Origin of the sequence: Sorangium sp. So ce426, from assembly GCF_051475585.1 — a bacterium.
Taxonomy (GTDB): Bacteria; Myxococcota_A; Polyangia; order Polyangiales; family Polyangiaceae; genus Sorangium; species Sorangium cellulosum_B.
Map to the genome: position 1 here is coordinate 5,271,330 of NZ_CP150341.1, position 12,267 is coordinate 5,283,596.

At 71.3% G+C, this 12,267-nt stretch carries 8 protein-coding genes and 3 tRNA genes; 5 read left to right on the forward strand and 6 right to left on the reverse strand.

Features of this window, described 5'->3' with window-relative positions; all coding sequences use genetic code 11:
• Positions 1–79: 79 nt before the first annotated feature.
• Positions 80–997, reverse strand: a complete 918-nt coding sequence (locus tag WMF44_RS19540) for a hypothetical protein (protein ID WP_437300632.1) — start codon at positions 995–997, stop codon at positions 80–82.
• 179 nt (positions 998–1,176) lie between these two features.
• Here WMF44_RS19540 and WMF44_RS19545 point away from each other — a divergent pair, with 179 nt between their 5' ends.
• Positions 1,177–1,485 (forward strand): YciI family protein, encoded by a 309-nt coding sequence (locus tag WMF44_RS19545; RefSeq protein WP_437300633.1) that lies wholly within the window; start codon positions 1,177–1,179, stop codon positions 1,483–1,485.
• Positions 1,486–1,539: 54 nt separating this feature from the next.
• Here the strand turns inward: WMF44_RS19545 and WMF44_RS19550 are convergent, their stop codons facing one another.
• A complete protein-coding gene (locus tag WMF44_RS19550) occupies positions 1,540–4,071 on the reverse strand; it encodes a hypothetical protein (RefSeq protein WP_437300634.1) in 2,532 nt (843 codons plus the stop codon).
• Positions 4,072–4,615: 544 nt separating this feature from the next.
• On the opposite strand from WMF44_RS19550, the gene WMF44_RS19555 reads away from it, so the two are divergent.
• Positions 4,616–5,224, forward strand: coding sequence for a hypothetical protein (locus WMF44_RS19555; RefSeq protein ID WP_437300635.1), 609 nt, complete (start codon positions 4,616–4,618; stop codon positions 5,222–5,224).
• 7 nt (positions 5,225–5,231) lie between these two features.
• Here WMF44_RS19555 and WMF44_RS19560 read toward each other — a convergent pair whose 3' ends face one another.
• A complete protein-coding gene (locus WMF44_RS19560; RefSeq protein ID WP_437300636.1) occupies positions 5,232–6,530 on the reverse strand; it encodes a glycosyltransferase family 4 protein in 1,299 nt (432 codons plus the stop codon).
• 332 nt (positions 6,531–6,862) lie between these two features.
• Here WMF44_RS19560 and WMF44_RS19565 point away from each other — a divergent pair, with 332 nt between their 5' ends.
• The 3 genes from WMF44_RS19565 to WMF44_RS19575 all read left to right on the forward strand — a co-directional run bounded on the left by WMF44_RS19565 (position 6,863) and on the right by WMF44_RS19575 (position 11,696).
• Positions 6,863–8,314: a hypothetical protein gene (locus WMF44_RS19565; RefSeq protein ID WP_437300637.1), complete on the forward strand. Its 1,452-nt coding sequence runs from the start codon at positions 6,863–6,865 to the stop codon at positions 8,312–8,314.
• Positions 8,315–8,678: 364 nt separating this feature from the next.
• The gene (locus WMF44_RS19570; protein WP_437300638.1) at positions 8,679–10,040 is read left to right on the forward strand and encodes a sugar transferase; all 1,362 of its coding nucleotides are present in this window, start codon (positions 8,679–8,681) and stop codon (positions 10,038–10,040) included.
• A gap of 117 nt (positions 10,041–10,157) precedes the next feature.
• Positions 10,158–11,696 carry a hypothetical protein gene (locus WMF44_RS19575; RefSeq protein ID WP_437300639.1) on the forward strand — a complete coding sequence of 513 codons (1,539 nt, stop codon included), beginning with the start codon at positions 10,158–10,160 and terminating at the stop codon, positions 11,694–11,696.
• Between the two features lie 98 nt (positions 11,697–11,794).
• Here the strand turns inward: WMF44_RS19575 and WMF44_RS19580 are convergent.
• From WMF44_RS19580 to WMF44_RS19590, 3 genes are all read right to left on the reverse strand, one after another.
• Positions 11,795–11,871, reverse strand: a tRNA-Asp gene (locus tag WMF44_RS19580).
• A gap of 166 nt (positions 11,872–12,037) precedes the next feature.
• Positions 12,038–12,114, reverse strand: a tRNA-Asp gene (locus WMF44_RS19585).
• Positions 12,115–12,159: 45 nt separating this feature from the next.
• A tRNA-Val gene (locus WMF44_RS19590) sits at positions 12,160–12,231 on the reverse strand.
• Positions 12,232–12,267: the final 36 nt, after the last annotated feature.

Here is a 12,267-nt window from a genome sequence, read left to right on the forward strand (position 1 = left end):
GAGCCTCCGCGCTGCCCGCGCATCGTCTCTGCTTCGCGCTCGCCCGCGCGCTCGCTTCAAGCCCGCGAGGCGCGGGTGATCAGGCGCCCGCGGCCGGCGCGGCGTCGTTCGCCGGCTCGGGGGACGAGAGCTCGCCGCCCTCTGCCGCGGACGCCTCCTCGTCGGGCGCCTTGGCCGGCGCCTCGGACGAGGCGCTGCTCGCGGCCGCCGCGGCCTTCTCGGCGTTCGGGCGCCGGCCGCGCGGCTTCTGCAGCAGCGACGGGGCGAGGTCGCCGTCGCCGCCCTCGTGCCAGCGCAGGTACGCGACGGCGCGGCGGCACTCCTCGTACGCCTTCGCGACCAGCGAGATCGCGCGGGCGCGGCGATCGGCGGCGTCGGTGATCTTCGGCGCCGCGGACGAGCCCTTGCCGGGCTTCGCGGCGAGCGCGGCGAGGAGGCGCACGCCGAGATCCGCGGCGCGCTCGAGCTCCTCGTCCTCGACCGCCGTCTTGGCGCGGACCTTGTCCCAGGAGCCGCGGAAGAGCTCGGCCAGGGCGATGAGATCGCTCGCGAGATCCGCGTGCCCCTTGCCCTTGCGGATGTCGGCGACGCGCTGCTTGTCGAGGAGGTTCCGGTGACCGAGCGCCTCGGCGGCGACGAGGAGCGCCTCGCGGAGCGTGCCGGCGTCTTCCGTGAGCTTCTTCGCGTCGAGCTCGCTCGCGGGCGTGCTGTAGAGAAGATCCGCGTACCAGGCCGCGAGGGCGAAGTCCTCGAGCTCGTCCAGCATCGCGATCGGATGGTTCGGGAGATCCCGGACGATCTCGTCGCGGAGCTCGCGCAGGTGGGGCAGGGCGGAGAGCACGGAGCTCACGGCCCTGGGGACCTCGACGTAGACGGTCACGAGATCGTCGGGGCCGAGCTCGAGGAGCTTCGGCTCAACGCGGCCGTACGCAGCGAGCGCGGCGGCCGGCGAGGACGGGAGAACGGGAGCAGGTGCTGCTTTCGGGGGTCTCGCCATACAGGTGTCTCCAGCGGAGGGCGCGCACACTGCCAGACAGAAGCGCGAAGGGAAAGGGGGACCGCGCGATCGCCGCGATCGCCGCCGGAGGCTCGGCCGGAGGGCGCCCTGGCGCGAACAGACTCTCCGGCCGGACGCGCTGTGCTCTGGTAGATTGCGGCGCGAGGACTCACGACATCATGTACGCGATTGCGATCATTCGTTACAGGCGACCGCTCGACGAGGTGCTCCCGGCCGTCGACGCCCACCGCGCCTATCTGAAGGGGCTCATCGAGCAGGGGCTCGTGCTCGTGTCAGGGCCGCTCGATCCCCGCTACGGCGGGGCGCTCCTGCTCCGGGTGCCCGACGAGGCGGCCGGGGCGACGCTGGATCGGATCCGGGACGGCGATCCCTTCACGGCGAAGGGGCTCGCGCAGTACGAGCTCCTGCCCTGGGCGCCGGTGTTCGGAAAGGAGGAGCTCGACAGGGTGTTCGCCCCGAAGCCCTGACGGGAGCGCCCCGCCGTTCATCGCACCGGCGCCGTCCGCGCCGCCGACCGCGCGCTACGGCGTGTCGAACGAGAGCACGCCCGAGTCGTCCGTCGTGTAGCGCCCGCCCGGCATGACGCGCACCGCGAGCTCCGGCTCCCGGGAGACGACGGCCACGTCGTAGCCGCCCTTCGGCAGGAGACCGGTGATCACGTGCCTGCGCGTCGCGCGAGGCACCTGATAGGACAGCGGCCCCGAGCTCGGTCGCGGCTCCGAGCGCAGATCCGCCCGGAAGAGGACGACCGTGCCCGCCACGAGCGCGCCGTCGAAGCCGGAGCCCTGCGCGCTGTCGATCCGCGTCGCCGCATCCATCGCCGCGCCCGCGTCCGCGCCTTGCAGCACGTGCAGGAAGCGGACGTCCGCCGGAGCGGCCTGATCCTCCACGACGAGGCGGTGGGTCGTCGGCTCCATGGCCGCCGGCTTGTTGACGTTCTCGACCGGCACGGCCGCCATGCGGGCGCTCCGCGGCAAGAGGCTCTGGATGAACAGCGTCTGCCCCCGCGGGGTCACGGCGCTGGCCGTCCGGCCGGCGATCCGCGGCGCCGACGTGGTCATCAGGTTGAACCGCTTGAACCGGCCGGCGGTGCGGGACGTCGCGCGGTCGTAGACGACCACGTGGTCCGGCTGCAGCCAGACGACCGACCGGCTCGCATGGACCATGTCGCGGGCGGCGTCCGCGGGCACCCAGACGTTCTCGCGGGTGTTGTACAGATCCGTCGCTATCCCCTCGGCGAACACGTAGCCGGCGCCGCGGGTCATGCGCGTCTTCGGATCGCCGGCGGCGCGCCCCTCGCGCCACTGGCCGCCTCGCGCGACGATCTCCTTCTCGTACCAGCGGACATTCGACGGCTTGTCGTTCTGCAGGGAGAGGGTGTTGTGGTAGTCGGTCGTGGCCCCGATCAGGTTGTTCGAGTAACTCGTGTGCTCCTTCGTCAGCCACTCTCCCTTCCGGTAGAGCTCGATCTGATTGCAGTCGCCGATCTGGTGGTTGATGGTGACCCAGCCGCACCGCCAGGTGAACCACGTCGCGCCCGCCGTCCAGTCCGAGCGCGCGCGGAGCGAGCCGCGCCCCTGCGCCCGCTCGAAGAAGGCGGTGGGCATCGCCGGGCGAGGATCCGGCGGGAGCGGCGCGGCCGGGTCGAAGAGCATGAAGCTCAGGATCGCCCGGCTCGGGGCGGGTGAGCCCCAGATCTTGGACGTGCGCGCGTAGAGCTCGGGCGCGCCGCCCGCGATCGTGTTGGCCACGATCCAGCGCGACCGCTGCAAGCGCGCGGTGTTGCCCGTGAGCTGGTCGTAGACGCCCAGCGAGCCGAACAGCTCCGCGAAGCGCGGCTCGACCCAGCTCTGCAGCGTGTCGCCGTAGTTCGCCATCTCGTAGACCGGCCCGAGGTCCCTCCTCGACGGGTACGTGACCGGGCCCGGCGCGATCGAGTGCAGGAACCCGTCCATGAAGCGGTCCCAGGTTCCGCTGCGCAGCAGCCCGATCTGAGGTCCTGACTGGGCCTGGGCGCCGTAGCCGGCCGTATACAGCCCGAGCAGCGCCTGGTGGAGGGTCGCGACGCCGCCGCTGCCGTAGAGAAAGCCCTCCACGGGCATGCCGCCGCTGGCCACGCCGAGCCCGTCGGACGGGACCCCGAGCTGCTTGGCCGCGGTCTCGGAGGCCTCGAAGACGGCGAAGGCCTGGTAGAGCCACGCGCCCGTCGCGTCCGCGCGATAGCTGCGCAGCGTGTTGCCGAGCTTCCCCGCCGGCGCGCTCGGATCGAGCGGAGGGTCGTCCGCGTCGTCCATCGAGAGCGACATCAGCGTGACATTGCGCAGATGGCCGAGATAGTAGTTGTTCGCAGCCCACCTGAGCTGGAGCGGATCGCGGAGCAGCGCCGGATCGTTCATGACGCCGACGGGGTGGGGGTGCTCGTTGCCCGCCGTCGAGGCGTGGAGGTTGTCGTCAATCCACCTGAGAAAGACCTGCCGTATCTTGGCCTTGTCGCCGGCGGAGAGCACCGGACGGCCGCCGCTGTCGGTCGCGTTGTAGATCCAATCGACCGTCAGCGGGAACCCTTCACCCCACCAGCGCGAGCGATCGCCGGTCGCGAACCCCGGGCGGCGGAAGGGCTGACCGTCGGCTCTCCCCTTGCTCGCCTCCTCGATGGCGACCATCAAGAGGTTGCGCGCCCTGACGGCGTGGGTGGGGCGGGCCGCGACGTCGGCGTCGATGAGCGACATGAACGCGAAAAACTCGGCATACGCCTCGGTCGGATACTGCTCGTAGGCGTTGGTGCCGCCGTCCGGCCACGTCGGGTTCGGCCGCCCATTCGGGTAGAACCGGCCTTCGTAAGCTGCGATCGCACCCCGGAGCGCGGGCAACAGGGCTTCCGTGTACATGCGGTTTCGGCTGTCCGCGGCCCACCCGCGCAGCCTCGGGAGGTGTTCGTTCGTGAGCCAGAGTCGCGGGTGACCGGTGACAGGCTGCGCGGCGGCGCGCCCCGGCGCCCCGACAAGGCCCAGGGAGAGCACCGCGGCGGTGAGGATGTGGTGAATCGGTCGCATGCTGGTTCTCTGTATCGCTGGGCGCGAACAGCCGCGCCGGCCAGCGTTGACCCACGCTGAACAGCACGCGTCGTGCCGAGTGCTTGCGTGCGCATCGCGCGTCACGAGGATTGAGCGGTGTGCGTCCGTGTCACATGGCCAACATCGACGGCGCCGCCGAGCGGCTCGCGCGTGGCGAACTCATCAACTCTCGGGCCGAGACGCGCGCTTCATCCCTGTGTTCGACCGTCGGAGGAAGGCGCCATGCACGTCGCGCAGGTGGTGATACTGCATACCATTCGCCTGGTCAGGCGACACCATCGCGGCCGAGGTGGCGCTCGCGCTTCGCGGGGCAGGGTGGCGGCGACGTAGAAATAGCGAACGCAATCGAGTGGCGGGCGGAGTGCGCCCTTGCCTCCGCGCCCCACCGCGGCCCCGGAAGACTCGGACACCGCGGAACCTCGGAGGACACGCGCCTGGAGGCTCTAGGGCACATGACGCGAATCCGCCGCACCTCCGCGCGGATCTGTCGCTATACTCGGCGAAGATAGGAGCGCTCTGCAGCATGCCGACGCCAGACTCCTCCCAGTTCCTTGGCGATCCTCGGGTCCTGCGCGAGGGGAATCTCGTGAAAGGCACCCTGATCGGCTCCCGCGCCGAGGCCCTGCGGCAGAGCTATGGCGAGCGGGCCGTGGCGGATCTGAGCCGCCGGCTCTCGCCGCAGGCGGCCCGCTACCTCGACGATCCGCCGATGCCTCTGGCCTGGCACGACATGGCGCCGCTCCTCGAGATCGACTGCGCGCTCCTGCACGGGCTCTTCGGCGGTAGGATGGAGAAGATGCGCTTCCTCGGCGCGGAGATCGCCCGGAAGGACCTGACGACGACCTACAAGACGATGGCGGTGGTGGGCTCGCCGTCGGTGCTCTTCAAGCGCTTCGGCCTCATGTACAAGACCTACTTCAGGTACGGCGACTTCAGCGTGACGGTCACCGGCGACGCGGCGGGGAGGGCCACGCTCTCGGGCGGCGGCCTGCCGCTCTACATGTGCGGCCATGGCATCTCGGGCTGGGTCGAGGCGGGACTCGCGCTCCTCGGCAGCCGGCGCAGCGCGGTCGAGCATACGGCCTGCAGGCACCGCGGGGCGCCGCGGTGCACCTGGTCGATCTTGTGGTGATCCCGCCTCAGGCGGCGGCCCGCCCGTCGTCCCCGAACGCCGCCCGCGCGAGCAGCCGCTGCAGCGCCTCGGCGCTCTCCTCCCACGACGGCGGCGCCGCCTCGGTGAACGCGTCCTCGTCCCAGGCTCGCGCGAGCGCCTCACGGAGCGCCCGGCCGAGCGCCCCGGCATCGCGCGACGGGACGAGAAGGCCGGTGCGCCCCGGCGTCACCACATCCGGGATGCCCCCGACGCGCGTGGCCACCACAGGCCGCGCAGCCGCGAGCGCCTCGAGCACCACGTTCGGCGTTCCTTCCGCCCAGCTCGGAAGCGCCAGAAGATCCGTCGCGGCGAGGTGGCGGGCGACCGCGGAGAGCGGCCTCGCCCCGACCGCGAGGATCCGCCCGCGCCTCTCGCCCAGATCGGCGGGCGCGCGCTCGCGATCGCGCCGCGCGGCGGCCTGCTCGACCGCAACCCGCTCCGGACCGTCGCCGACGATCACGAGATGGACAGGCTCGCTTCCGTCGCGGCCGTCCCTGCCGAGCGCCTCGAACGCGCTCAGCAGCTCGTGGATCCCTTTCTCCCGGCTGACGTGCCCGACGAACGTGACGATGCGCCCGCGCGCCGGGAGCCCGAGCTCGCGCCGGGCAGCGCGCCGGTCGGCGGGGCGGAAGAGCGCGCGGTCGACCCCGTTGCGGACGAGGACCGCGCGCTCCTTCGGCGCGCCGAGCGCCACGAGCGCCTCGACCATCGGCCGGCTCACGCCGATGGCGCATGCGGCGGACCGGAGCGCGCTGCCGACGAGCGGCCGCACCGAGCGCCAGCGCGCCACGACGTTCACGTCCGTGCCGTGGGCCTTCACCGCATAAGGGAGGCCGAGCATCCGGGCGAGCAGCGCCGCGGCGCAGGCGTCGGGGTAGAGCCACGCCCCCAGCACGACGTCGAACCGCCCCCGCAGCCGCGGGACGTACGGCAGGAGCCCCGCCAGGTAGAGCGGCGCGTTCACGGGCGCCAGCACCCGGCCCGCCCCGGGGAGGTACGGCGCGCGCGCGTGGACCACCGGGACGCCGTCGATCTCGTCGCGCGCGGGCACCGCCACCAGCCGGCCCGGGCGTGTGCGATCGCCCAGGAGCGATACGCCCGGGTGGTACGGGATCGCCGCGAGCACCTCCACCGCGCACCGGCGCGACAGCGCCGCGAGCTGCTGCCGCTGGAACGCGCACGACAGCGGCTCAACCCGGTTCGGAAAGATGCGCGTCACCCAGAGGACGCGCAGCGGCCTCGGCCAGCCCGCCCCCTTCATGCCCCCGTTCACACCCGACTTCATGGTGTAACATTTGTTACATTCGATGGGTCCGCCCTCAGCGGGGCAGCGATGGACTCCGGGGTACGTCCTGCCCTGTCGGCGCACGTCCACACCGCGAGCACGCGCATGGCACGACCTGGCCCGCTCTCCGGGGCGTCCCCGGCGGCGCCGCGCAGCCCGGCGCGCTGCACGCTGTGGCATGCGCACGCGCACGCCGAGGCCAGATTTGTAATGTTGCAAACACCATCGAACGTGGGACGCTCCGGGCGCCGGGCGTGCTGCCGGGGAGGGGAGGGCGGCCGATTCGGGTCGCTCCGTGCCGCGGGGCTTGCCGCTCGACAGCGAGGGGGCGCGTGTTCTCGTTCGTCTTGCCGATGTGGGACTCCGACGTGACGGCGCGGGCGGCGCTGGAGCAGAGCGTGGCGTCGAACGTCGGGGACGTGGGCTCGGGAGCGTTGATGGCTGGCGTCGTTGGCTCGCTCGAGGGCTCTCTCCGGGGCGAGGTCTCTCGTTATGGAGTGAGCGTCGATGGAAGCTACGAGCGGGTATTTCAGGTCTCGTTCGACCCGGCTCGACTCACGCCCTCCGACAGCGCCTCGGCGCGGCTCGGCGGGGGAGCGGGCTGGGCGCTCTCGCCGCTCGCGGATCTCTCCATGGCCGCGGCCGGCTACCTCGCGACCCGCCTCGGCGTGCGCGCCGACGACGCGCTCGCCGCGCGCGATCCGTTCCTGTCCGGCGATCGCCTGCAATACACGCTCTCCGCCGCGCCGGCCCTCTCCATCGCGGCGTCGCGGCGCTCCTCGGTGCGCGTCGGCGTCGGCTACGAGCAGGCGGGCGCGCTCTCGGCCGACGACCCTGCCGCTGTCGGGATCGACGCGCACACGGGGCGCGCCGAGGTGAGCACCTCGTTCGACCTCGGCGCGCTGGACACGCTGACACCCGAGCTCCGGTACGAGGTCACCCAGTACCATCACGCGCTGCTCGACACCGATCTCACGCGCGGCGCGGCCCGCGTCCACGCCGGCGCCGCGCTCCTCTCCGAGTCTCACGAGCTCACGCGGAACCTCTCGACGCGCGTCGCCGGCGGCGTGACCGTCGCGAGCCCGCCTCCGGTGCTGTCGTCGCGCGACGCGGTGATCTCGCCGGCGGCGCGGCTCGGGCTCACCTACGTGGAGGAGCGCTATCGGCTGACAGCGGGTTATGCCTATGCCTACACGTCGCTCGGGCCGAGGATCGGATTCGGACACGAGCACGAGGCGTCCCTCGAAGCGAGCTTTCGGCCCGCCCGGGGCGGCGCGACCCGAGACCTCATCGTGACCGGGGTCGCCCGCTTCTCGACCGGCAGCGCCCCCGTCGCCGCCAATCCGCCGCTCCACCTCACCCCCGGCGCGGCGGCGCCCTCCAGGGAAGGGTCGGTGTCCACGACCACCGCGCTCGCGGGCGCGGAGATCTCCTATCCCCTCTTTCGCGGGCTCGCGCTGAGCGGCGGCGTCGATCTGGAGTACGTGCGCGCCGCGCTCGATCCAGCGCCGGGCGCAGGCGAGGCCGGCGGCTCGCTGAGGAGCATCGTCAGCGCCGGGATCTCGGGGACGTTATCGACGGATCGACACCGGACGCTCCGCCGCGATCCCGACGGCGCATGGGACGACGAGCGTCGCGGCGCGATGATCCAGGGGATGCCCTCCGGCCGCTGGCAGGCGCCCGAGCCAGGCCGCGAGCCCGACGACGGCGGCGACACCTCCGGCGAGGCCCCACCCGCGCGCGCCGCGCAAGCCGGCCCGCGCGCGACGCGCGACGCGCGATAAGCCCCCTCGACACGCCAATCGCTCCCCCGCGGCGGGCGGCGCGCCCACCCGCGCGACGGCTCCGCCTCGGTCCACGTGACGCTAAGGACTCGACGTAGGCAATCCGTCGACGGCGTTCTCGCGCCGCGACTCCCCACGACAGGTCGCACGTCATCGCCGCAACCCGGCCGCAGAAGCGCGAATTTCGCCGGGTCCGGCCTCGCGCGCGGCGGCTCAGTCCGCCGTCATGAAATGAGATTCGTCGGAGGCATCTGGCAGTCTGCCCCGGTCTGCTCTAGTGTAGGTTCAACTACAACCGTAGGTGCCCCGTCAGAGGCGACGCGCCGTGATGTGCGATCGCCCGGGGCCGACGAGTGGAGGGACGATGCTGGAGCTGTTCCGGTCGCCGCGCCGGGCGATGGTGTGGTTTGTCGAGGCCAGCCTGCTCTCGCTCCTGGTGTGCTGCGCGCCGGGCGTGCTCGTGGGCTGGGAGCACATGCTCGATGGGGAGCGCTTCGGACGGACAGCGAGCATCTCGTTGGTGGCGCTGGCGTCGCTCTACTATCACGGCCTCTACGGGCCCGAGCCTCCCAGGGCACGGGCGCTGGTCCTGACGACGTTCCGGGCGCTCGGCCTGGCGGCGGCTGTGCTGTGGCTCGCGTTCTGGCTCGTGCCGGACGCGGAGATCAGCGACCGGGTGCTCCTGACGTCGCTCGGGGCGGCGGCGCTCGTGCTCCCCGCGTGGCGCGCGGCGTGTGATCGGGTGATGAGGAGCGAGAGCTTCTCCAAGCGCGCGGTCGTGCTGGGCTCAGGCGAGCTGGCCCGCTCGTGCGCGGCCCTCCTCCGGAAGGATGGACAGGTCCTCGGGCTGCGCCTCGCCGGTCGGCTCGTCCGAGACGAGGAGCCGATCGACGAGGCCGAGATCGCGGGCAGGTACCGTGACCTCCGCCGCCTCGTCGAGCAGCGCGGCGTCGCGGCGGTGATCGTGGCGACGTCCGATCGCCGCGCCGCCTTCCCGCTGGAAGAGCTGCTCGATCTGAAGCTCCGCGGCGTCCAGATCGAGGAGGGCATGGATTTCTACGAGCGGGTGACGGGCAAGATCTGCGTGCGCGAGCTGAAGCCGAGCCAGATCATCTTCTCTCACGGGTTCAGCGTGCGGCGGCGGACGCTGATCGCGAAGCGGATCTTCGACGTCGCGTGCGCGACCGCCGGGCTCGTCCTCGCGCTCCCGCTGATGGCGCTCACGGCCGCCCTCGTGAAGCTCGACTCCAGGGGGCCGGCGCTCTATTCGCAGATCCGGACAGGCGCTCTCGGGAAGCCGTTCAGGATCCACAAGTTCCGCTCGATGAGGACCGACGCCGAGAAGGACGGGGCGGCGTGGGCGACCGAGAACGATCCGCGCGTGACCCGCGTCGGGCGCTTCATCCGGAAGACGCGGCTCGACGAGCTGCCGCAGCTCTGGAATGTGCTCGTCGGCGAGATGAGCATGGTGGGGCCGCGGCCCGAGCGCCCCGAGTTCATCGCCGCGCTGGAGAAGCAAATCCCCTTCTTCCGGCAGCGGCTCTTCGTGAAGCCGGGAGTGACGGGGCACGCACAGGTGCGCTGCCGTTACGGCGCGTCCGCCGAGGACGCGCTGGAGAAGCTCCAGTATGATCTCTATTATATGAAGAGCTTCTCGCTCTGGTTCGATATCTCCATCCTCATCGACACCGTGAAGGTCGTGCTCTGGCGCATCGGCGCACGGTGAATCGTCCGGCCGCCGCGCCGTGCAATGGCTGCGCTCTTTACCGCCGGGCTCGGTGGCGCGCCCTCTGCAGAGCACGCGCGAGAGATCGGCGGGCGTCGGTCTCCGGGGGGGTCGGCGATGAAGACGTGGATGAGGGCGAGCGTCGTGAGCTCGGTGCTGCTGGTCCAGGGCTGCGCGGAGCTCGACCCGGCGCCGGGAGAGAGCGTCGCCGCCGCGGCGAGCAGCCTGAACGTCTCGACCTTCCGCTTCATGGAAGGCGGAGAGCTGCCGTATGTGCTCGGCTTCTCGCCCGAGACCGGCCAGATCCTCGGCGGCGCGCACCAGCTCCTCATCCCTCGAGCCGGCGGCCGCGAGGCGCTCGACGGCGCCAACCTGCCCTCGCACCTGCACCCCGAGCTCCGGGGCTCCCTGCTCCAGCTCAACTCGACGCTCCGGGAAGGCGAGGCGCAGTCGACCGCGTTCGCCTCGAACTGGTGGCCGCAGCGGCAGAACGGCATCGCCGATCGCTGGAACTCGACCAACAAGAACTACTCCGACCGGATCTCCGACCCGGACAACATCTCTCCCGTCGAGAAATACGATGTCCTGTTCCACTCGGGGCAGATGGAGAGGCTCGGGGCCATCGCCTCGTGGAGCATGGACGACCTCAGGAGGCCTCCCTACCTGCGCAATCCTCCCTATATCCAGCCGACGGTCGTCGTGGCCGGCCCGGCCACGCGCTGGGAGCTACAGCATCACGGGCTCTACCAGGGTGTTTATCCGGAGTACTGGTGGGGGCATTGCAACGGGTGGTCGGCCTACGTCGCCGCCGAGGGGGCCGGGCCGCGCCGCGATGTCCGGGTGAAGCTCTCCGGCACGACGGTGACCGAGTGCGCCGCGGCGGAGACCGGCTGCGTCCTGTTCCGCATGGCGGACATCGAGGCGCTGATGAGCGAGCTCTACTTCAGCGACTCGGTGACCTTCTCGGGGCGCCGCTGCGAGACGCGGGCGGATCGGACGATGCGCGACGTCTACGGCAGGCCCGTCGACCCCGCCTGCCGCGACCTGAACCCGGCCACGATGCACGTGGCCATGACCGGGCTGCTCGGGGTCGGAGCAAAGCCGCTCCACGGCGACTCGACCGAGCGACAGAAGCTCATGTTCGTCGTCGACCACACGTGGGACGTCGAGGTCTGGAGCTTCCCCGTCAAGCAGTTCTCGATCGACGTCATCGAGGAGGTGGACGTCCGGCAGGCCGCGCGGCTCCTTTGCGGCGGCGCGTATGCGGGCGCCGACTGCTACAATTACAGGTTCAACCCGGCCGCGACGCGCTTCGTCCGCGTCGCCGCGCGCTTCTGGATGATCTCCGATTCGGTCACCGGCGAGACGCTGCTCACGCCGCCCGAGCAGCGCACCGTCCCGCTCTCCGTGTCGGAGCTGCACTACGTGCTCGAGCTCGACCAGAACCTCACCATCCTGGGCGGCGAGTGGATCAAGAACCCCTCGATCGTGAACGGGGTCAACGGCAAGGAGCTCCACCCGGATTATCTCTGGATCCCGGTCCGGGCCCAGGGCACGGGCGAGGACGCCGACGATCTCGGGGGCGCCGAGGACAACCCCTACATCTCGTACGCGAAGGTCAAGGCGCTGCTCACGCTCTCGCAGCGCGCCGACTGAGACGCGATGCCGTGCGCGCCACGCGCGCCACGCCCAGAGCGCCCGGCCTGTCAGAAGAGGGACGGCGGACGGCGGCGCGGCGGCGATTCAAGAAGCGTTGGCGGGGTGGACGGGACTCGAACCCGCGGCCTCCGGCGTGACAGGCCGGCGTTATAACCAACTTAACTACCACCCCAGACGTCAGGGATACGACCGCTCAGCGAGCGCCGAGCCAGCTCGGCTTTGCTTCCCATGAGCAAGCTCGCTATGAGCCAGACCTCCTCGCCTGGCCTGCACCGAGCGATGCAAGCCAACCGAGGGAGGCTCAGACGAGCATCGACTCAGATGACAGGGAAGAAAGCTGGCGGGGTGGACGGGACTCGAACCCGCGGCCTCCGGCGTGACAGGCCGGCGTTATAACCAACTTAACTACCACCCCAGACTGACATCACTACAGATCACCCAGGCCCCTGAGCCCAGGAAGTGGGCGGGACAGGGGTCGAACCTGCGACCATCGGCTTGTAAGGCCGACGCTCTGCCGCTGAGCTACCCGCCCCGTCGGAGAGGTGCGCGACTGTACTCGCCGAACGGA